Raw genomic sequence first — 25,366 nt, forward strand, 5'->3', positions numbered from 1 at the left:
TATTCATCACTTGAAATCACAGAGATTGTCACCAAGTAGGGCTGCAATATGAAATTGACTGGAGGGTAAGAATGCAACACGAAGAAAATACACAAGCAGAAGATGCCGCAAATACGGCCACAAATACGGCCACAAACACCGCCACAAACACCGCTGCAAATACGAATGCCACTGCTAACGAAGCTACAGAAATTGCTGATGCAACTCCTGCGGTTGATCCTATTGTTGCTGAAGAAGTTGTGGACGTTGCTGCACAAAACGCGCAAATTATTGCCGCATTAGAAGCAAAAGTAGCTGAATTGCAAGATTCATTCATGCGCGCCAAAGCGGATGGTGAGAATATTCGTCGTCGTGCTCAGGAAGACATCGCCAAAGCACATAAATTCGCGATCGAGGGTTTTGCCGAAGCCATGGTGCCAGTCAAAGATAGCCTTGAAATGGCATTAAAAGTAGAAACGCCATCGATTGACTCTTTAAAAGAAGGTGTCGAAATGACATTGAAGCAATTAAGTGCCGCTTTTGAAAAGAATCGTCTGCTGGAAATTAATCCAGTCCAAGGTGAGAAACTTGATCCAATGAAACATCAAGCGATCTCTATGGTACCAGCGGAGCAAGATGCGAACACAGTTGTTACCGTTTTACAAAAAGGCTATAACATCGCCGACCGCTTGTTACGCCCCGCTTTAGTGACTGTCGCGCAAGGTAAGTAAAAAAAAGCGTAAAAAACCAGCAAAAAACGCTTGAAAAGCAGGTTTTTTACCTAATATCGGATACAGATGAGTTATTCAATGAGGTTATTGAAGCTTTTGATGAGTGAAAACGACAAAAGTTCAATAATTTAGATTAACTCAAAAATATTGACAAATACATAAAATCTAAATAATTCTGAGGAAAAATCATGGGAAAAATGATTGGTATTGATTTGGGTACAACCAACTCTTGCGTTGCTATCATGGAAGGCGGCCAGCCTAAAGTTATCGAAAACGCTGAAGGCGCACGTACCACGCCGTCTATCATTGCTTATCAAGAAGATGGTGAAATTCTGGTTGGCGCATCTGCAAAACGCCAGGCTGTCACCAACCCAAAAAATACACTGTTCGCGGTAAAACGCTTGATCGGTCGTAAATTCGAAGAAAAAGAAGTGCAAAAAGACATCAGCCTGATGCCTTACACAATTTCCAAAGCCGACAACGGCGATGCGTGGGTTTCCGTGCGCGACAAACGTTTGGCGCCACCACAAATTTCCGCAGAAGTTTTGCGTAAAATGAAAAAAACCGCTGAAGATTACCTCGGCGAAGAAGTCACTGAAGCGGTTATTACTGTTCCAGCATACTTTAACGATGCTCAACGTCAGGCAACGAAAGATGCAGGCCGTATCGCTGGTCTGGATGTCAAACGCATCATCAATGAACCAACTGCAGCGGCATTGGCTTTTGGTCTGGACAAAAAAGAAAAAGGCGATCGCAAGATTGCAGTTTACGATTTGGGTGGTGGCACATTCGACGTATCGATCATCGAAATCGCTGACGTTGATGGCGAAATGCAATTCGAAGTCTTGTCCACAAACGGCGATACTTTCCTCGGTGGTGAAGACTTCGATCAACGCGTGATCGACTACATCATTACTGAATTCAAAAACATCAATGGTCTGGATTTATCCAAAGATCCTATCGCTTTGCAACGTATTAAAGCGTCTGCTGAACGTGCAAAAATTGAATTGTCCAGCGCACAGCAAACAGAAATCAATGAGCCGTACATCGCGATGGCAAATGGCGCACCAGTGCATTTGAATTTGAAAATCACACGTGCAAAATTGGAAGCATTGGTTGAAGAACTGATCCAAAAAACCATGGAACCTTGCCGTTTGGCGATCAAAGATGCTGGTGTTAAAACATCAGACATCGACGACATCATCCTGGTTGGTGGTATGACTCGTATGCCTAAGGTGCAAGAGCTGGTCAAAGACTTCTTCGGTAAAGAACCACGTAAAGACGTGAATCCTGACGAAGCAGTAGCCGTTGGTGCAGCGATTCAAGGATCGGTCTTGTCTGGCGATCGCAAAGATTTGTTGTTACTGGACGTAACACCGTTGTCCCTGGGTATCGAAACTCTGGGCGGCGTGATGACTAAAATGATCCAGAAGAACACAACGATCCCAACCAAGTTTAGCCAAGTGTTCTCGACAGCGGATGACAATCAGCCAGCGGTAACAATTAAAGTTTACCAAGGTGAACGTGAAATCGCTGCCGGTAACAAAGGCTTGGGCGAATTCAATCTGGAAGGCATTCCACCAGCAGCACGCGGTACACCACAGATCGAAGTGACTTTTGACATCGATGCGAACGGTATTTTGCACGTAGGCGCAAAAGACAAAGCAACTGGCAAAGAAAACAAAATCACGATCAAAGCTAACTCTGGTCTGACTGAAGAAGAAATCCAGAAAATGGTGAAAGATGCGGAATTGAACGCGGAAGAAGACAAAAAAGTCAAAGAATTGGCTGAGTCCCGCAATCAAGGTGATGCATTGGTTCACTCCACCAAAAAAGCATTGGCTGAACACGGCGACAAGTTAGAAGCTGGCGAAAAAGAGAAAATCGAAGCTGCAATCAAAGATCTGGAAGACGTATTGAAATCCGGTGACAAAGCTGAGATCGACACTAAATTGGGCGCGCTCTCTACGGCATCCCAAAAGCTCGGTGAAAAAGTCTATGCCGACATGCAAGCGCAACAAGCTGCTGCTGGCGCCGCTGGCGGCGCCGGTGCAGCGGGTGCAGAAGCACATGCTAAGGATGACGACGTTGTTGATGCCGACTTTAAAGAAGTCAAAGACAACAAGTAAATCTGTCGCCTGATGAGGGCGATGTATAAGCGCAGAGGCGCAGAGGATGCAGAGGAAATAAAAATGATCTCTGTGCTCTCTGCGCTTTTGTAGTAACTGTTTTTGAACTTTTAATATGTTACATGCCAGTCAGATCAGACGGCGTGTGAATAAAAAAACAAGGTGTAATCGAGATGGCGAAGCGTGATTTTTACGAAATTCTGGGCGTCGGTAAAAATGCCTCAGAAGAAGAAATCAAAAAGGCTTATCGTAAGCTGGCGATGAAATACCATCCGGATCGCAACCCGGATAACAAGGCCGCTGAAGAAAAATTCAAGGAAGCCAAAGAAGCATACGAGATGCTCTCTGATAGCCAGAAGCGCGATGCTTATGACCGCTATGGTCATGCCGGCGTTGACCCTAACATGGGTGGCGGCGGTGGTGGCGGTGCGGGCGGTTTTGCCGATGCATTTGGCGATATTTTCGGGGATATCTTCGGTGGTGGCGGTCGTCGTAGTGCAGGCCCACAAGTCTATCGCGGTGCTGATTTACGCTACAACCTTGAGATCACTTTAGAGCAGGCAGCGAACGGTTTTGATACCACGATTCGCGTACCAAGCTGGGACGAATGCGACACTTGTCATGGATCTGGCGCTAAGCCTGGAACATCTCCTGTCACATGTACAACCTGTGCTGGTCATGGTCAGGTACGCATGCAGCAAGGTTTGTTCAGTATCCAACAAACCTGTCCAAAATGCCACGGTACAGGCAAAATGATTCCAGACCCATGCCCGACTTGTTCTGGCGTTGGGCGTATCAAACGAAATAAAACTCTAGAAGTTAAAATCCCGGCTGGTATCGATGACGGCATGCGGATTCGTTCTTCCGGTAACGGTGAGCCTGGTGTCAATGGCGGGCCTCCGGGTGATCTGTATGTTGAAATCCACATTAAACAGCATCCAGTGTTCCAACGCGAAGGCGATGATTTGCATTGCGAAATTCCGATTTCCTTTGTCAAAGCAGCGTTGGGTGGCGATATTGAAGTACCAACACTGAGCGGCAAAGCGTCGTTCACTGTTCCTGAAGGTACGCAATCCGGTAAGACTTTCCGCCTGCGTAGTAAAGGCGTCAAAGGGGTACGCTCTGGATACGCTGGTGATTTGTTCTGCCACGTGGTAATTGAGACACCAGTAAAACTGACTGAGAAGCAAAAAGACTTGCTGCGCGAGTTTGAGCAACTTACGGTTGAAGGCGGTTCAAAACACAATCCGCAAAGCAAAACCTGGATGGATAAAGTGAAGAAGTTTTTTGAATAAAACAATAACACCTCGCTCTCCAAGAAATGCTCTGTTGACGTATAAACAGGGCATTTTTTTGTCTACTTGTTTGTCTTAATTTGTGCGAATTAGAGAGGTCGCTCCAAAAATGCATATGGCGTGTTTTTGTATATCGAGTAACCTGCGAATACGTTAAAAAAAGTAAATTAAAAAATGGGTTGGTGTTGATTTTTGTTAAGTAATGATAGACATTGAAGATGTTGTCACAACAGAACTCAACATTAAATGATCGTTTAGAGGAGACAAAATGTGTTTAAAAAATTATAAATCCTGGGTTGCAGGATTTAGTTTACTAGCAGGCGTTCTGTTAAGTGCGAATGCCGCTGAAGTCGCCGGCGTCAAACTGGATGAAACGGTACAACTTGCTAATACTGAACTCAAGCTCAATGGCGCAGGGATTCGTTATAAAGCCATTTTTAAGGTCTACGTCGCTGGCCTCTACTTAAAAGAAAAGAAGACAACGGTACATGACGTGTTAAACGCAGATGGTCCGCGACGTGTCACCATCGTGATGCTGCGTGATTTAAGCAGCGAAGACTTTAGTCGTGGCTTTATGCAAGGCATACAAAAAAATACCGAAAAAGCGGATAAGGCAAAACTTACTTCTCAGTTTTTACGCTTCGGTGAATTGTTCGCATCGGTACCTGAACTTAAAAAAGGCGACGTCATGACAAATGACTGGATCCCTGGTGTCGGTACCGTAGTCGCATTAAACGGCAAAAAAATGGGCGACCCGTATCCTGATATTCTTTTTTACAACACGCTGCTTCGCATCTGGCTAGGCGACAGCCCGGTTGATAACGGTTTGAAAAAAGCTATGTTGGGTGAAGTTGAAAGTCATGGCGTATTTCACTAGGTAATTCTGTAGTTCATTATTCAAAAGCTAGCATAAAAGCGATAGCTCGCTTGTAAAAAAAGTAAAATACTGAGCGCTCTCATTCACTTCCTTCTCCCTCATGATGGAAAAGGGCATGAATGAAGGCGCATAATGTACCGGATGCGAATAAACTGCGCTCGCAGCAGAAGTCAAATCGACACCTTCAAAATGACGCCGCGATTCAAACCCGCCGCAGATTAAATCTGTAGACGCATTTCATCCACAATTCGCCAAAAAAAATTAAACCTGAACCCTCCCCCTAGCTTTAGAAAGACAGGGATGAGGGGGGATGTACCGGATACGAATGAATTGCGCTCGCAGCCGAAGTCAAACCGACACCTTCAATATTACGCCGCGATTCAAACATACTTTTGCATAAGTCATTCGACGCATTTCGTCGACAATTCTCCAGACATATTAAACCTGAATCCTCCCGCAAGCGGGAGAAGGGCACGAATGAGGGTTTTAAACTACCTGAAAATAAATAGGGATCGAAAATAAAATCGATCGCCAAGATTAATTTTCTTTGCAGCCGCTTGTATATTTAATAAAGAATTCCTCCGACTTTTTCTGTACGTTAACATCAGCAATCCACTTGTATCAAATGATTAATTTCATAACAAAAGAGGTATTTGTGTAATACTGTGTAATAAAGTATCGTATTGTATCTTTGCTCGTTTAACCTTTCTGCAATTAAGTCGCCAATTGGGACTCATTCTGGTGCAGTTAAACTGAGCGAGATAAATGATGCTGAGAAAGAAGTTAAATGCAAATGTACAAGATCATTTTTATAAAAAAATTGCGGGTAAGTTTCTTGTTTTCGTAGTCTTTTTTTATCCATTATCCAGCTGGGCAACTGATACCGATTTAATTTGCTTTCCCCTCTATAAAGCAGCAGGTGCGGTTCCTTTGACCCGCGAATGCCGCGGAATGGCAGTGATGGCGCGCGTCGGTATGGGAAACTCTTATTGCACCGCAGACTCGGATATCATAGATCGATACTGTGGCAATGTTTGCCCTATTGATCCCTTAAAACCGATTACCGATCCAGAAGCGATCAGAATGGAAAATGGGGAAAACGTCATCCTTGATAAGTTGAGCACTGAAACGCAAACTGCATTGCATTGCTTAAAAGACGAAGTAGTAAAGGCAAAGGGATCGGTCAGCGTGACGTCTGCCTATCGACCGCAGGCTTATCAGGATCATTTGTATGAGATATTTGATAAGTTAGCGAGGACTGATTCAGCACTGTCGAATTTCCCTCAATGCAAAGATCTTTATAAAACCCTTCAAACTGAAAATAATAAACATCAGTTAAAAGGTAAGGTAGGCAAAACGTCCAAGCATTCATCGGGAAAAGCATTTGATGCAAATTGGAGTGGTATTAGTGATGACAATCTTGATTTGAGCGCGCAAAAATGCTCTCTTAGTCGTCCTTATCCAGCAAAAGACCCTGTACATTTTCAAAATTAAAGGAAGTGATATGAAAGTTGATTTGTTAATTGCGACATTTATTTTATTAATTTTTAATTCTCCGGCACACGCAATTGATTATCAGGTTACAGCATATGGCAAGCATGAACTTGATCCGCGAACCGGTAAAAAATCTGCTTTATACAGTTATAAGTTAGAGAACTTCAGTAGCGATAAGAATGGCGTTGCTGTTTTTTCAGTTGGAGATATTGGTACTGAACCACCTCCGTTATTTGACACTAGAGTCAGTTCTATTATTAATAACAGTTTTGTCGCACCGAAAGGATGGAAAGGAGAGGAAATGTGGCTGGAGGAATCTTATAGCTATTCAATTAGGTGGAAAGTTGCAGAATTTAACGATATGTTAGCAGGCAATTATTATTTACTTCCAGGACAAAGCTCAGATCAATTTTCTGTTCGGCTAACGAAGGTTGATCCAAAATATGCGAATGTCCAGGCAATGGTACAAGGTAAGCTGATTAACATGATCAAAGCTGATACCGTAGCCCCGACAGCAGAAATCTATCTGATAACATTACCTGCAGCAGGAAAACCGGGTTGGTTAGAGGTAAGTGTCACCGCCGCCGCCCACGATAATATGGATCCTTATCCAGACGTTTTGTTGAGTAAAATCACGGCGAATCAAACATTTCCTGCGACCGATGTCCAAGCAGTTTTCAATGAGGAGACTAAGAAATTTCTGGTCAAGATGGCGAAAGACAGAATCTATAACGTCACTTTTACCATTATGGATGCCTCTGGCAATACGACAAGCTACACGAAAGATTTACCTGCTAAATAACTTGATCAGGTAAGTTTATGATTAGCAAAGTTTGCTTAGATATTTGATCTTTAGACTCATTCGAAAAGTGCTTTTAACTGCCAGACAACGTATCAGTTCACGCAATACATAATGAAAATTGCTGTCGCTATTTCTTTAAGTTTCTACATACTAGTTGCTTATTCATGTTCTGCTGCAGATTACGGGGTAACTGCTTTTGGCAGACATGAAATTGATCAAAGCACAGGTAAAAAAATAGCTGCTTATAGCTACAAATTAGAAAATCTAAGCAAAGAAAAAAATGGTATTTCATCCTTTTGTATTGGCGATGCTGGAGATGAGATGGCCCCACTATTGGATACTAGGAGTAGTAACGTGTTGCCAAACGGGTTTATTTCTCCAGATGGTTGGAAAGCTCGGGATGTATGGCTGGAAGAGTCTTATCGTTACCTTATTCAATGGGAAATTGCAGATATAAACGATTTGATTGACGGTAGATATTATTTACGTTCAGGTCAAATTTCTGACCAATTTTCTGTTCGTTTGGATAAAGCTGATCCTAACTATGTAAGTACGAAAGCTAGCGTACAAGGCAAGCAAGTGGTGATGATCAAAGCCGATACCGCTGCCCCCACAGCAGAAATCTATCTGACAACATTACCTGCTGTTGGGAAGCGAGGTTGGTTAGAGGTCAGTGTCATCGCGGCTGCCCACGATGATATGGATCCTTATCCTGACGTTTTGTTGAGTAAGATCACGGCGAATCAAACATTTCCTGCGACCGATGTCCAAGCAGTTTTCAATGAGGAGACTAAGAAATTTCTGGTCAAGATGGCGAAAGACAGAATCTATAACGTTACTTTTACCGTCATGGATGCCTCCGGCAATACGACAAGCTATTCGAAAGATTTACCTGCTAAATAGCTTGATTAGCTCTTTTTACGTTCGGTAACGTTTACTCAGACTGCTGATCTGTAAAGTAGGCTGTTCATTGGCACCTTTAAGGATTTTGAAAATTGTTTGCAACTGCGAGACCACGTTTCTTTAGGCCAAAAATAATAAAACATCCTAGCGCTATGTCTTTGATTTTATGTCTACTCGTCAGTCATCAAATCTATGCAGCCGATTATCGGGTAATAGCCTTTGGAAAACATGAGGTTGACCATCTAATAGGCAAGAAAACAGCTATATATACTTACAAATTGGAGAATTTTAGTAATGACGAAGTTGGCGTCTTTGCTGTAGGGGATAGTGGTGATGAAACACCTCCTTATCTCGACACCAGAAATGCGAGAGTATTAGAAACTGGGTTCATTGTCCCACCAGGATGGAAGGCTGAACGAATATGGCTAGAGGAATCATATAGCTATTATTTACAGTGGATAGTGTTAAATCATAACGATCTTTTTTCGGGTAAATACTATCTTTTGCCAGGTCAAAGCAGTGATCGATTCTCGGTTCGCTTAAATCGTGCAGATCCCAACTATGTAACGACTAAGGCAATAGTACAGGATAAATTAGTCAATATAGTCAAAGCCGATACCGCTGCCCCCACAGCAGAAATCTACCTGACAACATTACCTGCAGCAGGAAAACCGGGTTGGTTAGAGGTCAGTGTCACCGCGGCTGCCCACGATGATATGGATCCTTATCCTGACGTTTTGTTGAGTAAAATCACGGCGAATCAAACATTTCCTGCGACCGATGTCCAAGCAGTTTTCAATGAGGAGACTAAGAAATTTCTGGTCAAGATCGCGAAAGACAGAATCTATAACGTTACTTTTACCGTCATGGATGCTTCGGGCAATACGTCAAACTACACCAAAAGCCTGTCAGTAAATACACGTCGAGTTCATTTGGGCAGATAAAGTAAATGCATATTGATCATTATCCCGGCAGATAAGCTCATTTAAGTCAAAAACGTCCGATAAAGATAATGCGCTACTCTGGAAACGGCAGAAACGGTTAAAATCATGCCTGTTTCACATTCAGGGCATTATGATGGCAGACCAAATCCGAGCAGAATTGACCCCAGAGCAGTTGTTTGAAAACAATCGTCGCTGGGCAAAAGCGATCTGTGATAAAGACGCAGATTTTTTTAAGACCCTCGCTGCGCAGCAAAACCCCGAGTACCTCTGGATAGGTTGTTCCGATAGCAGGGTGCCGGCCAATGAATTACTTGGATTGTTGCCGGGCGAACTGTTTGTACACCGGAATATTGCTAATGTGGTGGTGCATTCTGATCTGAATTGTCTTTCAGTATTGCAATTTGCGGTCGATGTACTTGGTGTCAAACACATCATTATTTGTGGTCACTATGGATGTTCAGGCGTCCATGCAGCGATGACAGGTGGTCGTGTTGGACTGGCCGACAATTGGCTGCGCCACGTTCAGGACGTTCATCAAAAATATGAGCGTTATATGGGTGAGACTTTGAATTTGAAACAGCGTGGCGAACGCTTATGTGAATTGAACGTCATTGAGCAGGTTGTCAACGTATGCAAAACGACCGTGATTCAAGACGCTTGGGAGCGTGGTCAACCCGTCACCGTGCACGGGTGGGTTTATGGCTTGCAAGATGGCTTACTGAGCGAATTAGGTATGACAGTCAGCTCTCCAGAAACGCTGGCTGGCCATGTTGAACGCAGCCTGTCTCGCTATTCTGCAATGGAATAACCAAGTGCGTGATCTAAATCACCATTGTCAATCACCTTGCGGTGTGAAATTGCTGACCTGCAAAATTAGTTGAGATTTAATAATGCGTTTTGATGGTCGAAAATATACCCCCATCCTCGCATCAACAGGGTTAAAAATGAATCGCATCCAGCCGAAAAAATTACTTTTATCCAAATGGACGGCAACGGACGTTGTTGCGAAGCAAAAGCATTTTATTGTTACCAAATTGATTCAAAAAGCTGATCCTGATCTGCCTATTGAGACGATAGAAATTGAAGCTGTTTTCAGCAAAGCGGTACGCCAGATTCCCTGGCGTGAATTGTGTGATGAGAGCCAATGGCAGCGAGGCTGGAAATGAGTATGGAGAGTTTGAATTCTTTTCCAAAACCTATGCGCGCTTTGGTGATCGGTTCTTCGGGTGGTATCGGTGCTGCGTTTGTGCGTGCTCTGCGGGCGAGTCCTGTGGAAATTCAGGTCGAGGAATTACACCGCCATTCTTTACCTTCGATTGATTTTTCAGATGAATCCAGCATACAAAATGCGGCGCAGAATATGGCCGCTAGTGGGCCTTTTCATTTGATTATTAACGCGACCGGTATTTTGCATAAGAGCGAACTTATGCCTGAAAAGAAGCTCTCTGATCTACAGTATGCACAGTTAAAAAGTGTGTTTGAGATTAATACGTTTGGACCAGCCTTAGTGATGCGCCATTTTGCCCCTTTGCTTGATAGCCAGCGTGGAGTGATGGTGATGTTATCTGCCAAGGTGGGAAGCATCGAAGACAATCGCCTGGGTGGATGGTATAGCTACCGCGCCTCAAAGGCAGCGCTAAATATGCTGGTCAAAACCGCTGCTATTGAACTCAAGCGCAGTCAAAAAAATGCCGTGTTGTTAGCGCTGCATCCTGGCACCGTACAGACAGATTTATCACAACCGTTTCGTGGCGGCAGTGCGGCACGTCATGCGGATGAGGCGGTGGCGGATATGCTCCATGTGATAAATCTTAAAATGCCTGAACACTCAGGGAATTTTTATACCTATGATGATCAACAGTTACCTTGGTAATTGATGAACAACACAGGTACAGGCTGCAAAATGCGCCGGCGCTAGCGTTTTACTTCACAGCACAGAAGGGCAGGGCAACCCGCTAACCTCGTTGATCAAACAAACGATCGACGGGGGGGAGTCTGCAAAGTCCTTGTTTATTGGTAATTTGTGACATACACGGCGATTTTTGACTTCAGTTCAACGCCGTCCTTAAGCCTTGTACGCGGGCGGTGGTAGCGTGTGCGTGTCAGGTTACGAGGCGATACCCAACCCCAGTTTCAGTAATGAAATGCTTAGGCTGCGCAGGTTCCCGCTCGAGCTTCTGCCGCAAATTAGCCATATAAATCCGCAAATAATGGCTGCTTTCAGAATGATTTGGTCCCCACACTTCTTTAAGCAATTGCTGATGCGTCATTACTTTACCGGCATTTCTTGCCAGGACTGTTAATAAGCGATATTCGAGAGGACTCAGGTGAATCGCTTCTTCGGCACGAGTCACAGTACGCAGTCCAAAATTGATGCTGACCTCACCAAATTGAAAAATGGAATCTGCTTGTGCATTACTCGGTTGACGACGACGTAGATGAGCGCGGATACGAGCGATCAGCTCTGCTGCGCCAAATGGTTTACTCAGATAATCATCCGCACCTGCATCAAGGGCGGCAACTTTTTCATGTTCTTGGGTACGCGCTGACAACACGATAATAGGTACTTCACTCCAGCTACGAACGTCACGTATCACCTCTAAGCCGTTGATATCGGGCAAGCCGAGATCGACGATGAGCAAATCAGGCTTACGGGTAGCACACGTGATCAAACCTTGCTTGCCGGTTTCACTTTCATACACCACCATGTCTTCGGCTTCCAGTGCGGCGGTGAGAAAGCGGCGGATTTGCTTTTCATCTTCAACCAGGACGATATGTATTTTGCTTTCGCTCATGTCAATTCCGACTCGATAATTGGTGGCATGTCAGGGGCAATGCCGATGGGTAGTGAAAATGTGAATTGGGCGCCGCCCTGATCCAGTGTTTCTCCCCATATTTTACCACCGTGGGCACCGACGATGGCTTCACAAATTGCGAGGCCTAACCCAACCCCGGGGCTGGCTGCTTCGACATCGCCACGGGTAAATTTTTCAAAAATGTTGATGCCGGTAGGCAGCCCCGGACCATTATCGCTGACCACCACCCATACGGCATCTTTGTGTTTGACGGCCGATAGTTCTATGGTTCCTGCGCCGTACTTTGCCGCATTTTCAAGCAAGTTACATAGCACCCGTTCGATCAATACTGCATCGAAAGAAAGCAATGGTAAATCCTTGGGAATATGCGTTTCGAGGTGATGATTGATCAAGCTATGACTGCAAGCGCGTAAGGCACTACCAACAACTTCTTCCAGTGGTTGCCATTGCAAATTGAGATTAATTTTGCCGGACTGCAATCTTGCCATATCTAACAGGTTCGCCACCAAGCCACTCATTCTGAGCGCTTCCTCATGAATCGCATGACTTAATTCGTGGCGCTTTTCCACGCTTAAATCACTCTGTTCATCGAGCGTGCTGGCTAATCCTACGATAGCCGTCAGCGGTGTGCGCAAATCATGTGAAATCGCGGAGAGTAGTGAGTTACGCAGGCGTTCGGCCTCCATATTAATTAAGGCATCTTGTGCTACATCGACATAATGAACACGTTCTAAAGCCAGCGCGATTTGTGAGGCAAAGGTATCGAGCAATTGCTGTTGTTCCGGCTGAAAAAGCTGTTGCTCATCATTTGGTGCGATAGCCAGTACACCCCGTGTGCGCATGGGCGCTTGCAAAGGGATATAAAGCACTGCATTCGATGGTAGTGTATTAGTACCTAGTCCGGCTTTTTGTGCGTTATCGTAGACCCATTGGGCGACGTCACTATCGAATTGTTGCAAGGTCGATTTTTCGTTGCCGCCAGAGACGGGAGGACGCACTTTTTCGTGGCTGTCCGGCAGTAAAATGGCAACCTTAGCTTGAAACACCGGGGCAACATGTTCCGTACTGATTTCGATAATTTGCTCTACCATTAAAGCACCAGAAAGGGCTTTAGTCATGGTGTAGAGCGCATCGGCACGGCGTTCGCGGTAGTGCGCGATACGTGCCTGAAAGCGCAGATTCGCCATCAAATTACTGATGATTAAAGATACCGCCAACATAATCGCAAACGTAAATAAATACTGGCTATCGCTGACGCTAAAAGAAAATCGTGGGGGTACGAAGAAAAAATCAAAACTCGCCACACTTAAAAAGGACGCAAGGACAGAAGCACCGCGACCAAAGCGAATTGCAATAAATACGACGGCCAGCAAATACAACATCACCACATTGGCCAGATCAAAAATCTGTGTCAAACCTGCGCTGATGAGCGTTGCGCCCATACAAACAACCGCTGTCCAGATGTAATCTGTTGTATTAGTTTTCTTTTCTTGTTCGGAGTTCAGATGACTGCTGTTAGAACCACCCCGAGACTTGTCAGCGTTGGCTTCCAGATCATGCCCCACCATGACAATATCAATATCCTTGGTGCGGTTTGCCAGCTCGTCAGCGAGACTATTTCGGCGCAATCGTTCCCATGCCGGACGTAAAGATTTACCGATGACGATTTTGGAGACATTGCGACTTTGTGCGTAACTCAACAGCAGTGTCGGCAAACTTTCGCCTGCCAGGGTTGTGGTCTCAGCGCCCAACTCTTGCGCGAGTTTGAGCGTTTTCAGAATCGCTTCGCGCTTGTCATTGCTGAGATTCTGAAGTTTTGGCGTTTCAACATAAACGGCGATCCAGTCAGCACGAAGGCTGGCAGCGAGACGCGCCGCACCGCGCACCAATTTGCTAGCGCTGTCGTCTGGTCCTATACATACCAGCAAACGTTCTTTCGCTTGCCATACCGTATTGATAGACTGGTCTGCGCGGTAATCGCGCATTTGGACGTCAACCTGATCAGCGGTGCGGCGTAATGCCAGTTCACGTAAGGCGATCAGATTCCCTTTGCGGAAAAAATTCTTTGCAGCCCGTTGGGCTTGTTGTTCCAGATAGACTTTGCCTTCTTTGAGGCGGCGTAGTAATTCATCCGGTGGCAGATCAACCAAGGTAATTTCGTCGGCTTGATCAAACACTTTGTCAGGCACCGTTTCCCACACCCGGATGCCGGTAATTTGTCCAACGACGTCATTGAGTGTTTCTAAATGCTGCACATTGACGGTGGTGTAGACGTTGATGCCGGCGGCGAGTAATTCTTCGATATCTTGCCAGCGTTTGGCATGACGTGATCCGGCGACATTGGAATGTGCTAACTCGTCCATCAATATCAGATCGGGATGACGCAGCAAAGCTTCGTCAATATCGAACTCGGACAGGAGACGATCTTTGTACTGAATTTTTTTAGGCGGTAAGACGTCGAGGTTTTGACTGATTTGCACAGTATCGTGTCGACCGTGTGTTTCGACGACACCAACTAAAACGTCAACGCCATTGGCTTTCTGTGCATGCGCTGCATTCAGCATCGCGTAGGTTTTGCCAACCCCGGCACAGGCACCGAAAAATATCTTCAGACGACCACGTTGTTGTCGCTGGTCATCGCGCTGGATTTTATCCAACAATGCATCTGGATCGGGGCGGGAGGTATTCATTGTTTTTATAGTGAAATCGCACGGCAAGACTACGCAAGACCGGGCTGGATTATTGTGCATGCCGAGTGCATGCACAATGTATTTCTCATTTCTAACAACTTAATGCAATTGATCAAGCGCCAGATTCAGTTCAAGTACATTTACGCGTGCTTCACCAAATAAGCCAAATTGCGGTTCTTTCGTGTTGCTTGCAATTAAATCACGGACTTGTTCCACTTTCAAGCCGCGTGCTTTTGCTACACGTTGCGCTTGATAAGTTGCTGCTGCTGGACTGATTTCAGGATCCAAGCCACTACCTGATGCGGTGACCAGATCAACAGGAATTGCTGCTTTGTTTTCTGGGTCTGCATCGTGCAATGCCTTGATGCGATCTTCGATGGCGGCTTTCAATGCTGGATTGGTTGGACCTTGGTTAGAACCGCCAGATGCAAGACCATTGTAAGCAAAAGTACCCGAACCGGATGGTCTGCCCCAGAAATTTTTTGGGTCAGAGAAATTTTGGCCAATTAATTTCGAGCCTACAATTTTTCCATTTTTTTCGATAATACTGCCATTCGCCTGATTGCTAAAAGCGACCTTGCCTACACCTGTTACCGCTAATGGATAAACGATGCCGGTCACTGCGGTCAATAAAACGAAGGAAGCGACTAAGGGACGTAAAATTTTCATGATGTGCTTTCGATTCTTTTCATTTTTATGTTCAGACCAGACCAAAAATGGTGAGGATGATATCGATCAATTTGATACCAATGAATGGCACGATCAAACCACCTAAACCATAGACCAGTAGGTTACGACGCAATAAAACATCAGCACCCAGGGCACGATATTTAACCCCTTTCAATGCCAATGGGATCAAGAACACGATGATCAACGCATTGAAAGTAACGGCCGACATGATCGCGCTTGCCGGGCTGCTCAAATGCATCAGATTTAATGCATTCAACTGTGGGTAAGTCGTGGCAAACATCGCAGGAATAATCGCGAAGTATTTAGCAACGTCATTGGCAATACTGAAGGTCGTCAAAGAACCGCGCGTCATCAGCATTTGCTTACCGATCTCAACGATTTCGATCAATTTGGTTGGGTTAGAATCCAGATCGACCATGTTACCGGCTTCTTTCGCTGCCTGAGTACCGCTGTTCATTGCTACCGCGACGTCAGCTTGTGCTAGCGCTGGGGCATCGTTGGTACCGTCACCCGTCATCGCCACCAACTTGCCTTCGGCCTGATGGGAACGGATTAATTTCAATTTATCTTCTGGTGTTGCTTCCGCCAGGAAATCATCCACGCCTGCTTCTGCCGCGATGGCAGCAGCTGTTAAGCGATTGTCGCCGGTGATCATAATGGTTTTGATACCCATTTTGCGCAACTCGGCAAACCGTTCCTTGATGCCACCTTTGACGATATCTTTGAGCTCAATCACACCCATCACGCGCTGGTCATCGATCACTACCAGTGGTGTACTACCCTGACGAGAAACCTGTTCTACGGTATCGATCACTGATTGTGGGAAGCTGTTGCCCATTTCAGTAAAATATTTACGTGTTGCGTCGACCGAGCCTTTGCGGATTTTACGCACCACACCAGCTTGCGTCAGATCCACACCACTCATACGGGTTTGTGCCGTAAAGGGGATGAATTCTGCACCTAGTGCTTGAATATCACGTTCACGCAATTGGAATTTTTGCTTCGCAAGAATAACGATACTACGACCTTCTGGTGTTTCATCTGCCAGCGAAGACAATTGTGCTGCATCTGCCAATTGTTCTTCAGTGACGCCTGGGGCAGGGTAGAACGTGGACGCCTGACGATTACCCAAAGTAATCGTACCGGTTTTATCCAGCAACAAAACGTCAACGTCACCAGCTGCTTCCACCGCACGACCAGAAGTAGCAATCACGTTGGCTTGCATCATACGGCTCATACCCGCCACACCAATCGCTGACAACAAGCCGCCAATGGTCGTTGGGATCAAGCACACCAGTAATGCGACCAATACGGTGATGGTCACTGGTGTACCAGCACCGGAAGCTTCCACACTGAATTGGGAGAATGGCAGCAATGTGACAGTCGCTAACAGGAATACGATAGTCAATGCCACTAACAAGATCGTCAAGGCGATTTCATTGGGTGTTTTTTGACGTTTCGCACCCTCGACCATGGCGATCATACGATCCAGGAATGCTTCACCTGGATTGACAGTCACACGTACGATGATCCAGTCAGACAATACACGGGTACCGCCAGTAACTGCACTGAAGTCACCGCCGGATTCGCGGATGACGGGTGCAGATTCACCGGTAATCGCGGATTCATCGACAGAAGCAACACCTTCAATGACTTCACCGTCAGCGGGTACGACGTCATTGGCTTCGATCAAAATGATATCGCCTTTGCGCAAGGTAGATCCGCTGACTAACATTTGTGATGCATTGCGTTTTGCGTTCGTTAATTTTTTTGCGCGTACATCCTGTTTTGCACCACGCAGAGATTCTGCCTGGGCTTTACTGCGTCCTTCTGCGAGTGCTTCTGCAAAATTGGCAAAGAGGACGGTAAACCACAGCCACAAACTAACTGCAAGAATGAAACCTGCTGGTGCTTCGCCCTTGCTGACGTAGGCTTGAACGGTCAATGCGGAGGTCAGAATACTACCCACATACACCACAAACATGACCGGATTTTTCATCTGGATTTGTGGTTGCAATTTGCGGAAAGCATCGACAATCGCTGGTTTTACTATGCTGGAATTCAGCAACGATAATTCGACTTTATGGCTCATTTTCTTCTTTCTTTTATTGGGCGATCATGGTCAGGTGTTCAACGATAGGACCGAGCGCCAATGCAGGGATGTAGGTCAATGCACCCACAATAACCACTGTACCGAGCAGCAGAGCGACAAACAGCGGGCCATGCGTAGGCAAGGTACCAGCAGTCGCTGCCAGACGTTTTTTACGTGCCATCGCACCGGCAACTGCCAGAATAGGAATGATGATGAAGAAACGACCAAACCACATTGCAATTGCTAACATCGTGTTATAGAACGGTGTGTTTGCATTCAAACCTGCAAACGCGCTGCCGTTGTTATTGGCTGCAGAGACGAACGCATACAAAATTTCTGTGAAGCCATGCGCACCAGGATTAGATATACCTGCTTTACCATCGGCAACCGTGACCGAGATCGCCGTACCAACCAGTACCAACAAGGGGCCGATCAGGATAGTGATGGCGATCATTTTCATTTCAAATGCTTCGATTTTCTTGCCCAGATATTCTGGCGTACGACCAATCATCAAGCCCGCAATAAACACTGCCATGATCGCGAAAATCAACATGCCGTACATACCTGCACCGACACCACCAAACACCACTTCACCCAGCTTCATCAATACCAGGGGTACCATGCCGCCGATCGGTGTAAATGAATCATGCATAGAGTTCACGGCGCCGCAGGATGCTGCTGTGGTAATTGTTGCGAACAAACCAGAAGCGGCGATGCCGAAACGAGTTTCTTTCCCTTCCATATTGCCGCCAGCCTGAGACATTGCCGGCGCACTGTTCATCGCCTGATCGAGACCTAAGCTTGCAAACATTGGATTACCTTGTTGTTCAGCGACGATAGCGATACTGGCAAACGTCACAAACAAGATAGCCATTACGGAGAAGATTGCCCAACCCTGACGTTTATCACCGACCATCTTACCGAACGTGATACATAATGCTGCCGGGATCAAGAAAATCGCGATCATTTGCAAGAAGTTCGAAAACGGCGTCGGGTTTTCGTAAGGATGTGCAGAGTTTGCGTTAAAGAAACCACCACCATTGGTACCGACCATTTTGATCGCTTCTTGTGAAGCGACCGGACCCATAGGCAAAGTTTGTGTCGTCGTGCTTTGTGCTTCCATGGCTGGTTTGCCGGCTGCATCATTGATAGCTACGCCAGCAGCGTCGACTTTAGGAATCGTGTAGTCCAGCTTTTCAACTAATTGCGCGGTTTTGTAGGCGTCAAAGTTTTGGATCACGCCTTGGCTCAAAAAGCCAACAGCAAATACAAACGACAGCGGAACCAGAATGTACAAAGTGCTGCGTGTCAGATCGACCCAAAAGTTACCGATGCTTTGTACGGTGTGACGTGCAAAACCACGAATCAACGCAACTGCGACGGCCAGACCTGTCGCAGCGGAGAAAAAGTTTTGTACGCTTAAACCCGTCATTTGCGTTAAATAGCTCATGGTGGTTTCTGGCGTATAACTTTGCCAGTTGGTATTGGTGACAAAACTAATCGCTGTATTGAACGAGGAGTCCGTACCAACGCCTGGCAATGCTTGTGGATTCAAAGGCAAAACCAGTTGCAGGCGCTGTAATGCATAAACAACGAGCACACCCAGAACGTTAAATGCCATTAAGGTAATGGCATAGTGTTTCCAGGACATCTCTTCAGCAGCATCAACCCCAAAAATTTTGTAGAAGAATTTTTCTACAGGTTGCAACAACCATGAAAGGGCATTTTTTTCGCCGCTCATGACTTTATTGATATACAGACCCAAAGGCACGGCCAGTGCTGTCAGTACCACCATAGACAGTGCGATTTGGAAAAAGGCGGAGTGATTCATCAGAATGCCTCCGGTTTCAACAGGGCGTAGACCAGATAAACCAACAATAAAGCGGAAGCCACCGCTGCGATAATTTGAAACAGGCTCATAAGCCGCCTCCAAGATGGCTGCAACCCTTGATCAGGGCGAACGTACAGACCGCAAACAGCAGTATGTATCCCAAGTAAATGAATTCCATATGACCTCCAGTGAATTTCTTTGATGACAGGAGACACAATAGGGAAAAAGGGATAAAGATGTCGTATAGCTTGATTGGTGCGGTGTAAAAATTGTGTAAACGTGGCTGACCACCGCTGACCGCCTTTTACAAACAGCACTAAATCCTATTTTTTTGGCGAAGAAATTCATGCGCGCAAAAACAATCGAGGTCAAGCGTGTCAAAAATGACGAAGGTGCTAAAAGCCCCCCAATATCTGAGAAATCGAAATTTAGATCCTCAAAAAACGCTTTTTAATCCTCAAAATACGCTGTTGGTCGGAAACTGGCCTGATCGTTGATTGAAATTATCTATGATTCACTCGTCATTCAACGACGCGGGTTGAAACTGCTCAGGGATGACAAGCTGTTGAAATCAAATTTTTTGATTTGCGGTTTTTCATTAACAGAATTCGTTATTTTTTAGCAGAGAAAAGGAAATCATCATGTCGAAATTAATTCCCCTCGTTACAGCAGTGTTGGCCTTAACATTGACACAGAACGCCGCTTTTGCAGCCGATGCCGTGCCGACACCTGAGGCAATGCAAACGATAGAATTACCAGCGCATGCGTTGCAAATGGATATTGAAACGAGGAGTAAATTCGTTGGTGTTTATGAGCTTTCTACTGGCGAGAAACTCAAAATCGTCAAGCGTGGTCAATTAATGTACGCGAGTCTGGACAGCGATGATGTATTACGTCGCGTCGTCGTTGCAGGTAAAAATACGTTTGTCTCAGAAGACAAAAAACTTAAAATTCATCTTGAACGCAATGCAAACGATGATGTGAGTGGTGAAGTGTTGATTGCACGTAGTGCGAATAGTTTGCCGGTACTGGCGAGCGTACACTAATCGCTTCAAAGCGAATCGGTCGCGTTGTCATCAAGCATAGAAAAAATTAAATAATAGAAGCTGGAGGGAGAAAATTATTTCTCCTTCCAGCTTCAATTTTTCTCAATTTCAGCGCTATTTCAGCACTAATTTAGAACTAATTTAGAACTAATTTAGAACGTTTTTGTAGCAATCAGCACCGCGCTATTTTTGCCCAAAAATTTGCCGTTCGCAGGGGAAGCGTAGAACGTTTGATTTGCATTGGTGCCCACCGCTGCGAGGCTGACAACGATGTCGCCGAATTCTTTAAATTCTTTGCTGATGCCGACTTTGTAATCAGTGTAAGTGGCTTGGCTAGAATTGAACCCATTCACCTTTTGATAGCCGACATGCAGGTTCAACGTCAGACCTTCGCTGATTTCGATATTGGCACCAGCATCCAGATAGCCACTGTTTTTGCTATCAACGATACCGAATAATGGCGTCACAGCGTGTGAATACTTAATATACGCTGGACCATAACCGAGTTGGCCATAGAGTTCTAACGTGTTGGCATCCTTTAATCCGGCATTGGTCAAATTATTGTTGACGTAGACATAGGCCAGTACGCCAATATCGTAAGAAATGTCTTTCGTTACTTCGCCTTTTTTGCCAGCGTAGATATCCCATTCTGCGGGCGTGCTTCCTGCGCCTGGGGTATCAGAAATCCACTTGATGGTCGATAACCAGGTACCAGCGTATAAACCCGTTGGATTGTTTGTATAGTCTGCGCCGCCTTGTAATGCTGGATTTAAACGAGTCTGGGAAATGCCGCGATAGCGATAATCGCTCGCAAGGCTGGCATTGAAGCTGACTTCATTGTCCGGTTTCGCTTCTTCTGCAAATGCAGCACCAGAGGAAACTAGTGTGGCGATGATGCTTAACATCAGGATATTTTTCTTCATGTGATCTTCCTTTTTATCGTCACCGAGATGGCGACTTGATAGTGGTTAGAATAACGGTGAAGGTATAAAAATGGTGCAAAGATAGTCTAGGCGAATGTATAGATGCCGTAAACCTACATTTGTAATTTTTATATTATTGTGCATGTGGGTAGTTAAAAAAGCATCAAATCAACATTAATTTAACGTCAATTCAACATTAGTTGAGCTTAGTTCGAGCTTAGTTCGACTTTAGTTCGATATTAAATCGACCTTAATTCGATATTAATTCGATATTAATTCGATATCAAATCAATCTCAGATCAATCGATTCAGAGTTTGAATTATCGATCAGCATACGTGGGTACTTGGCATTGCTGCCCCGTGTTCATGGGAGGAGTGTTGTCATAGATACCAGGCTTAGCAAAAAGTCCTGGTATCTATGTTAGGTGGGAGCGATCTTAATTGATCGTTTAAAAACAGTGTTCTGGCGCCGGGAAAGTTTGATCCTTTACCGCTGCCACGTAAGCAGATACGGCTGCATCGATCGTGGTTTGCCCTTCCATGAAATTTTTCACAAAACGTGCTTTTCGTCCCGGAAATACACCGAGCAGATCATGCATCACCAAGACTTGGCCAGAACAGTCAACACCGGCGCCGATGCCGATCGTTGGAATATCTAGAGAGGCCGTCACTTCTTTGCCTAAACTTGCGGGAATCGCTTCGAGTACCAGCAGACTGGCTCCCGCCGCTTGCACTGCCAGGGCTTCTAATTTGAGAATATCGGCAGCTGCTGATGTTTTTCCCTGTACCTTATAGCCACCTAATAAATTGACCGATTGTGGCGTCAGACCCAGATGTGCGCAGACCGGAATTGCGCGCTCCGTGAGAAATTTAATCGTCGGTGCGAGCCAGTTACCCCCTTCAAGTTTCACCATATGCGCACCAGCTTGCACTAGCTGAACCGCATTTTGAAACGCGGATTCGGGTGTTGCATAACTACCAAAAGGCATATCGGCGACGATCAACGCCTTCTTATTTCCACGCGCCACGGCGGCTGTGTGATACGCAATGTCGGCAACTGTGACTGGCAACGTCGATTCGTGACCCTGGCAGACCATACCTAACGAATCACCAATCAATAAAATTTCAACACCACAACGATCCATTAATGCTGCAAAACTTGCGTCATAGCAAGTCAGCATTGCAATTTTTTCGCCGTTCGCGCGCATGGTTTGCAAGCCAGGGACACTGACAGCCTTACGGTCTTGTAAATATTCAGCCATTCTTTTCTCCAAAGATAATGCTGCCATTCGATTTTTTTGACAGCTGGTTTTGGTCTCCGCCATTACCTGCGATTCGGTTTTTGTTCTTGCTTGCTCATTCGTATGTTGGCGACGACCTGATGAAAGCTAGTCTAACCCAAATCTGATCGTCGCTTGCTTTGAACCTTATTTGAAGCTATTTTTTGATCTTGATCTTGATCTTGATCTTGATCTTGATCTTGATCTTGCTTTTGCTTTTGCTTTTTTGTATTTTTATTTGAAATAGGGGGAGTATATTCAAAAAATGCCCTATTTATCCTTGCGTTGTCTGGTTAAATAAAATTACTCGGGGGTGTATTCTTACGTCTCGGGTAATTCAAAAATCACTTGATCATTCACATTGGCTATTAACGCATCTGCTTTACCGACGCCAGGAATGTTGATATCCGGGGCAATTTGTACAAGAGGGAGCAACACAAATGCGCGTTCAACCATACGCGGATGGGGCACGATCAGCGTTGCAGTCGAAATTTCTTCATCACCAAATAACAAGACGTCCAGATCTAGCGTTCTTGGTGCATTTCGATAAGGCCGCTCGCGGCCGAATGCGAGCTCAATCTCTTGCAGCGAAGAGAGCAACGTTTGCGCATCTAAGCTGGTTTGTAGCTGCACGACTGCATTGACATAGTCATCACCACTCGAGTCGATGGGGGCACTGCTAAATAAGGATGAAGCAATAACGTTGCTGCAGCCATCCATCGTTGCCAGGCGTTTGATGGCTTGGCGTACTGTGTCGCGCGCATTGCCCAGATTGGCACCTATGCCGATGGTGGCCAGGGTCATTCTTCAGCTTTCGCTTTCGGACTGCGACGACGAGGTTTACGTTTTTTTACTGCTGATGCACCGCTTGTTTTAGGCTTGCTATTAATTAATTGTTCGCGTTGTTCAGCTTCACCATGTATGAAGCCAGTCCACCATTCGCCAATTTCAGCATCAATTTCACCGCTGGCACAACGTAGCAACAAAAAGTCGTAGCCAGCGCGCAGGCGTTGATGTTCCAGTACTTTATAAGGTGTCTTGCCGATGCGTTTTTCGAAACGTGGTTGCATTGCCCAGATGTCACGCATATCAGCGCCGATTTTGCGTTGAATCGCTAATGCATCCGTTTGCGCATTTAAGACGTCGTCGGCTGCCAGATGCAGCGCCGGAATCGGGAATTCTCCTGCCGCTTTATAGGCGTCCCATTTTTCAACGACTTGGTGCCAAAGTAGAGAGGCAAATAGAAAACTCGGTGAAACAGGTTTTCCTTGCTGTACGCGTTCGTCTGTATTGGCGAGTGCGAGGGTAACAAATTTTTCGCCTAAGGGTTGCTCCATCACGACGTCGAGCAAAGGCATTAATCCGTGATGTAAGCCTTCTTTACGCAATTGCTGCAAACAGGCCATCGCATGTCCGCTGGTCAGCAATTTCAACATTTCATCAAAGACGCGGGCAGCCGGGACATTGTTGATTAATGGTGCCATGACGGCGATCGGTGCTCTGGTTGCCGTGTCGATTTCGAACTGTAGTTTTGCTGCAAAGCGCACAACCCGTAGCATACGTACAGGGTCTTCGCGATAACGTGCTTCAGGTACACCAATAATGCGCAAAGTTTTTTTGCGAATATCTTTAATGCCACCGTGGTAATCGAGTACCGTTTGTGCTGCAGGATCGTAATACATTGCATTGATCGTGAAATCACGTCGCGCTGCATCTTCATGCTGTTCACCGAAGGTATTATCACGCAACACGCGGCCGTGTTCATCCTTCGGCGCACCATCATTAGACGGGCCACGGAAAGTTGTCACTTCCAGCAAGTCTTGCCCAAACATAACGTGCACAATTTGAAACCGACGCCCGATAATAAAAGCTCGGCGGAATAGGCGCTTAACTTGTTCTGGCGTCGCGTTGGTTGCGATATCAAAATCTTTCGGTTTCACGCCTGTCAGTAAATCGCGTACGGCGCCACCAACGATGAATGCTTTAAAACCATTTTCTTGCAAAGTTTGCGTGACACGGATCGCATTTGCCGACACTAATTTGGGATTGATGCCGTGCTCTTTTGCGGTCAGCATGGTTGGCTTAGGGTTGGCTTTGCCAGACTCTGCTGAGTTTTTAACGCCGAGTATTTTGCGGATAAATTTCTTAATCATTGCTTGCGAATTATTGCTGATCGAACAGGTTAATTTGTGGCCATCCGCGCGTCAGTGCATGGGCACTCAGTTTTGCGTTTGGATTAGTGGCAACCGGGTGTGTCACAACTTCGAGTAAAGGAATATCGTTGTGCGAGTCGCTGTAGAAATAGCTTTGACCAAAATCACTCAGTTGTTGATCACGACGTTGCAACCAATCATGCAAATGAATGACTTTACCGACGCCCGAGGTCGGGACGCCAAGTAATTTGCCGGTGATATTGTTGCTTGTATCGACGTCGGGTTCGGCGGCTAATAAGTGCTCAACACCGAGTGCCGCAGCGATTGGCGCAGTGACAAAACGATTCGTTGCCGTGATGATGGCGATCAAATTGTCTTGGTCTTGATGTTTCTTTAAAAGATCAAACGCGGCCGGCAGTAATGCAGGTTGTATCACCTCATGCATAAATTGTGCATGGTACTCATCCAGTTGTGAGCGTTTAAATTGCGCCAGCGTTCCTAGTGCAAATTCCAGATATTCAACCGGATCCAAAGTACCTGCTTGATACTGAGCGAAAAAATCCGCGTTGCGACGAGCAAATTCGTCTGCATTGACTGCACCAATCCGGCAGAGGAACTGTCCCCATTCGTAATCTGAATCGATAGGAATCAGCGTGTGGTCGAGATCAAATAAAGCTAATTGACGCATAAA

The 25,366-nt window shown here is 45.7% G+C and carries 23 protein-coding genes; 12 read left to right on the forward strand and 11 right to left on the reverse strand.

Annotation, left to right across the window (positions count from 1 at the left end; all coding sequences use genetic code 11):
• Window positions 1-71: 71 nt before the first annotated feature.
• From grpE to ACO0K1_RS12415, 11 genes are all read left to right on the forward strand, one after another.
• Window positions 72-710: a nucleotide exchange factor GrpE gene (gene grpE / locus ACO0K1_RS12365; RefSeq protein ID WP_423026117.1), complete on the forward strand. Its 639-nt coding sequence runs from the start codon at window positions 72-74 to the stop codon at window positions 708-710.
• Between the two features lie 188 nt (window positions 711-898).
• Complete coding sequence (dnaK, locus tag ACO0K1_RS12370) at window positions 899-2,839, forward strand: molecular chaperone DnaK (RefSeq protein ID WP_423026119.1); 1,941 nt, start codon at window positions 899-901, stop codon at window positions 2,837-2,839.
• Between the two features lie 173 nt (window positions 2,840-3,012).
• The gene (dnaJ, locus tag ACO0K1_RS12375; protein ID WP_423026121.1) at window positions 3,013-4,134 is read left to right on the forward strand and encodes a molecular chaperone DnaJ; all 1,122 of its coding nucleotides are present in this window, start codon (window positions 3,013-3,015) and stop codon (window positions 4,132-4,134) included.
• A 268-nt stretch (window positions 4,135-4,402) separates the two neighbouring features.
• Window positions 4,403-5,011, forward strand: coding sequence for a chalcone isomerase family protein (locus ACO0K1_RS12380; protein ID WP_423026123.1), 609 nt, complete (start codon window positions 4,403-4,405; stop codon window positions 5,009-5,011).
• A gap of 1,083 nt (window positions 5,012-6,094) precedes the next feature.
• A complete protein-coding gene (locus ACO0K1_RS12385) occupies window positions 6,095-6,505 on the forward strand; it encodes a D-alanyl-D-alanine carboxypeptidase family protein (protein ID WP_423026125.1) in 411 nt (136 codons plus the stop codon).
• A 10-nt stretch (window positions 6,506-6,515) separates the two neighbouring features.
• Complete coding sequence (locus ACO0K1_RS12390; protein WP_423026127.1) at window positions 6,516-7,307, forward strand: hypothetical protein; 792 nt, start codon at window positions 6,516-6,518, stop codon at window positions 7,305-7,307.
• A gap of 111 nt (window positions 7,308-7,418) precedes the next feature.
• Window positions 7,419-8,210 (forward strand): hypothetical protein, encoded by a 792-nt coding sequence (locus tag ACO0K1_RS12395; RefSeq protein ID WP_423026129.1) that lies wholly within the window; start codon window positions 7,419-7,421, stop codon window positions 8,208-8,210.
• A 152-nt stretch (window positions 8,211-8,362) separates the two neighbouring features.
• On the forward strand, window positions 8,363-9,154 hold the full coding sequence (locus tag ACO0K1_RS12400) for a hypothetical protein (RefSeq protein ID WP_423026131.1): 792 nt from the start codon (window positions 8,363-8,365) through the stop codon (window positions 9,152-9,154).
• Window positions 9,155-9,287: 133 nt separating this feature from the next.
• Entirely contained in the window at window positions 9,288-9,962 is a 675-nt protein-coding gene (gene can / locus ACO0K1_RS12405) for a carbonate dehydratase (RefSeq protein ID WP_423026198.1), read from the forward strand.
• Window positions 9,963-10,098: 136 nt separating this feature from the next.
• On the forward strand, window positions 10,099-10,320 hold the full coding sequence (locus tag ACO0K1_RS12410; RefSeq protein WP_423026133.1) for a TIGR02450 family Trp-rich protein: 222 nt from the start codon (window positions 10,099-10,101) through the stop codon (window positions 10,318-10,320).
• Window positions 10,299-11,027 (forward strand): SDR family NAD(P)-dependent oxidoreductase, encoded by a 729-nt coding sequence (locus tag ACO0K1_RS12415; protein WP_423026135.1) that lies wholly within the window; start codon window positions 10,299-10,301, stop codon window positions 11,025-11,027. Before ACO0K1_RS12410 ends, ACO0K1_RS12415 begins: the two co-directional genes overlap by 22 nt.
• Window positions 11,028-11,256: 229 nt before the next feature.
• Here ACO0K1_RS12415 and kdpE read toward each other — a convergent pair whose 3' ends face one another.
• From kdpE to kdpF, 6 genes are all read right to left on the reverse strand, one after another.
• Entirely contained in the window at window positions 11,257-11,949 is a 693-nt protein-coding gene (gene kdpE, locus ACO0K1_RS12420) for a two-component system response regulator KdpE (protein ID WP_423026137.1), read from the reverse strand.
• Complete coding sequence (locus tag ACO0K1_RS12425; RefSeq protein ID WP_423026139.1) at window positions 11,946-14,660, reverse strand: DUF4118 domain-containing protein; 2,715 nt, start codon at window positions 14,658-14,660, stop codon at window positions 11,946-11,948. Before ACO0K1_RS12425 ends, kdpE begins: the two co-directional genes overlap by 4 nt.
• 99 nt (window positions 14,661-14,759) lie before the next feature.
• Window positions 14,760-15,329, reverse strand: coding sequence for a potassium-transporting ATPase subunit KdpC (gene kdpC / locus ACO0K1_RS12430; protein ID WP_423026141.1), 570 nt, complete (start codon window positions 15,327-15,329; stop codon window positions 14,760-14,762).
• A 31-nt stretch (window positions 15,330-15,360) separates the two neighbouring features.
• A complete protein-coding gene (gene kdpB / locus ACO0K1_RS12435; protein WP_423026143.1) occupies window positions 15,361-17,442 on the reverse strand; it encodes a potassium-transporting ATPase subunit KdpB in 2,082 nt (693 codons plus the stop codon).
• A gap of 13 nt (window positions 17,443-17,455) precedes the next feature.
• The gene (gene kdpA, locus ACO0K1_RS12440; RefSeq protein ID WP_423026145.1) at window positions 17,456-19,273 is read right to left on the reverse strand and encodes a potassium-transporting ATPase subunit KdpA; all 1,818 of its coding nucleotides are present in this window, start codon (window positions 19,271-19,273) and stop codon (window positions 17,456-17,458) included.
• Complete coding sequence (kdpF, locus tag ACO0K1_RS12445) at window positions 19,273-19,362, reverse strand: K(+)-transporting ATPase subunit F (protein ID WP_422992849.1); 90 nt, start codon at window positions 19,360-19,362, stop codon at window positions 19,273-19,275. Before kdpF ends, kdpA begins: the two co-directional genes overlap by 1 nt.
• A 552-nt stretch (window positions 19,363-19,914) precedes the next feature.
• Here kdpF and ACO0K1_RS12450 point away from each other — a divergent pair.
• Entirely contained in the window at window positions 19,915-20,319 is a 405-nt protein-coding gene (locus ACO0K1_RS12450) for a hypothetical protein (protein ID WP_423026147.1), read from the forward strand.
• Window positions 20,320-20,471: 152 nt separating this feature from the next.
• On the opposite strand, the gene ACO0K1_RS12455 is transcribed toward ACO0K1_RS12450, so the two are convergent.
• From ACO0K1_RS12455 to ACO0K1_RS12475, 5 genes are all read right to left on the reverse strand, one after another.
• Entirely contained in the window at window positions 20,472-21,242 is a 771-nt protein-coding gene (locus ACO0K1_RS12455; RefSeq protein ID WP_423026149.1) for a TorF family putative porin, read from the reverse strand.
• A 449-nt stretch (window positions 21,243-21,691) separates the two neighbouring features.
• Window positions 21,692-22,504 (reverse strand): 3-methyl-2-oxobutanoate hydroxymethyltransferase, encoded by an 813-nt coding sequence (gene panB / locus ACO0K1_RS12460; RefSeq protein WP_423026151.1) that lies wholly within the window; start codon window positions 22,502-22,504, stop codon window positions 21,692-21,694.
• Between the two features lie 339 nt (window positions 22,505-22,843).
• Window positions 22,844-23,326 (reverse strand): 2-amino-4-hydroxy-6-hydroxymethyldihydropteridine diphosphokinase, encoded by a 483-nt coding sequence (gene folK, locus ACO0K1_RS12465; protein WP_423026153.1) that lies wholly within the window; start codon window positions 23,324-23,326, stop codon window positions 22,844-22,846.
• Complete coding sequence (gene pcnB / locus ACO0K1_RS12470; protein WP_423026155.1) at window positions 23,323-24,675, reverse strand: polynucleotide adenylyltransferase PcnB; 1,353 nt, start codon at window positions 24,673-24,675, stop codon at window positions 23,323-23,325. Before pcnB ends, folK begins: the two co-directional genes overlap by 4 nt.
• Window positions 24,676-24,685: 10 nt before the next feature.
• Window positions 24,686-25,363: an HAD family hydrolase gene (locus tag ACO0K1_RS12475; protein WP_423026157.1), complete on the reverse strand. Its 678-nt coding sequence runs from the start codon at window positions 25,361-25,363 to the stop codon at window positions 24,686-24,688.
• Between the last annotated feature and the right edge of the window lie 3 nt (window positions 25,364-25,366).

Origin of the sequence: Undibacterium sp. SXout20W (genome assembly GCF_049340285.1) — a bacterium.
Lineage (GTDB): Bacteria > Pseudomonadota > Gammaproteobacteria > Burkholderiales > Burkholderiaceae_D > Undibacterium.

What these genes read in the sequence shown, in the direction of transcription:
- panB (WP_423026151.1), bottom strand. Translation starts at nt 22,504, where the DNA reads ATGGCTGAATATTTACAAGACCGTAAGGCTGTCAGTGTCCCTGGCTTG.
- kdpB (WP_423026143.1), bottom strand. Translation starts at nt 17,442, where the DNA reads ATGAGCCATAAAGTCGAATTATCGTTGCTGAATTCCAGCATAGTAAAA.
- dnaK (WP_423026119.1), top strand. Translation starts at nt 899, where the DNA reads ATGGGAAAAATGATTGGTATTGATTTGGGTACAACCAACTCTTGCGTT.
- folK (WP_423026153.1), bottom strand. Translation starts at nt 23,326, where the DNA reads ATGACCCTGGCCACCATCGGCATAGGTGCCAATCTGGGCAATGCGCGC.
- kdpC (WP_423026141.1), bottom strand. Translation starts at nt 15,329, where the DNA reads ATGAAAATTTTACGTCCCTTAGTCGCTTCCTTCGTTTTATTGACCGCA.
- kdpA (WP_423026145.1), bottom strand. Translation starts at nt 19,273, where the DNA reads ATGAATCACTCCGCCTTTTTCCAAATCGCACTGTCTATGGTGGTACTG.
- kdpE (WP_423026137.1), bottom strand. Translation starts at nt 11,949, where the DNA reads ATGAGCGAAAGCAAAATACATATCGTCCTGGTTGAAGATGAAAAGCAA.
- ACO0K1_RS12475 (WP_423026157.1), bottom strand. Translation starts at nt 25,363, where the DNA reads ATGCGTCAATTAGCTTTATTTGATCTCGACCACACGCTGATTCCTATC.
- ACO0K1_RS12390 (WP_423026127.1), top strand. Translation starts at nt 6,516, where the DNA reads ATGAAAGTTGATTTGTTAATTGCGACATTTATTTTATTAATTTTTAAT.
- ACO0K1_RS12455 (WP_423026149.1), bottom strand. Translation starts at nt 21,242, where the DNA reads ATGAAGAAAAATATCCTGATGTTAAGCATCATCGCCACACTAGTTTCC.
- pcnB (WP_423026155.1), bottom strand. Translation starts at nt 24,675, where the DNA reads ATGATTAAGAAATTTATCCGCAAAATACTCGGCGTTAAAAACTCAGCA.
- ACO0K1_RS12380 (WP_423026123.1), top strand. Translation starts at nt 4,403, where the DNA reads ATGTGTTTAAAAAATTATAAATCCTGGGTTGCAGGATTTAGTTTACTA.
- ACO0K1_RS12415 (WP_423026135.1), top strand. Translation starts at nt 10,299, where the DNA reads ATGGCAGCGAGGCTGGAAATGAGTATGGAGAGTTTGAATTCTTTTCCA.
- dnaJ (WP_423026121.1), top strand. Translation starts at nt 3,013, where the DNA reads ATGGCGAAGCGTGATTTTTACGAAATTCTGGGCGTCGGTAAAAATGCC.
- can (WP_423026198.1), top strand. Translation starts at nt 9,288, where the DNA reads ATGGCAGACCAAATCCGAGCAGAATTGACCCCAGAGCAGTTGTTTGAA.
- ACO0K1_RS12400 (WP_423026131.1), top strand. Translation starts at nt 8,363, where the DNA reads ATGTCTTTGATTTTATGTCTACTCGTCAGTCATCAAATCTATGCAGCC.
- ACO0K1_RS12385 (WP_423026125.1), top strand. Translation starts at nt 6,095, where the DNA reads ATGGAAAATGGGGAAAACGTCATCCTTGATAAGTTGAGCACTGAAACG.
- grpE (WP_423026117.1), top strand. Translation starts at nt 72, where the DNA reads ATGCAACACGAAGAAAATACACAAGCAGAAGATGCCGCAAATACGGCC.
- ACO0K1_RS12410 (WP_423026133.1), top strand. Translation starts at nt 10,099, where the DNA reads ATGAATCGCATCCAGCCGAAAAAATTACTTTTATCCAAATGGACGGCA.
- ACO0K1_RS12425 (WP_423026139.1), bottom strand. Translation starts at nt 14,660, where the DNA reads ATGAATACCTCCCGCCCCGATCCAGATGCATTGTTGGATAAAATCCAG.
- kdpF (WP_422992849.1), bottom strand. Translation starts at nt 19,362, where the DNA reads ATGAGCCTGTTTCAAATTATCGCAGCGGTGGCTTCCGCTTTATTGTTG.
- ACO0K1_RS12450 (WP_423026147.1), top strand. Translation starts at nt 19,915, where the DNA reads ATGTCGAAATTAATTCCCCTCGTTACAGCAGTGTTGGCCTTAACATTG.
- ACO0K1_RS12395 (WP_423026129.1), top strand. Translation starts at nt 7,419, where the DNA reads ATGAAAATTGCTGTCGCTATTTCTTTAAGTTTCTACATACTAGTTGCT.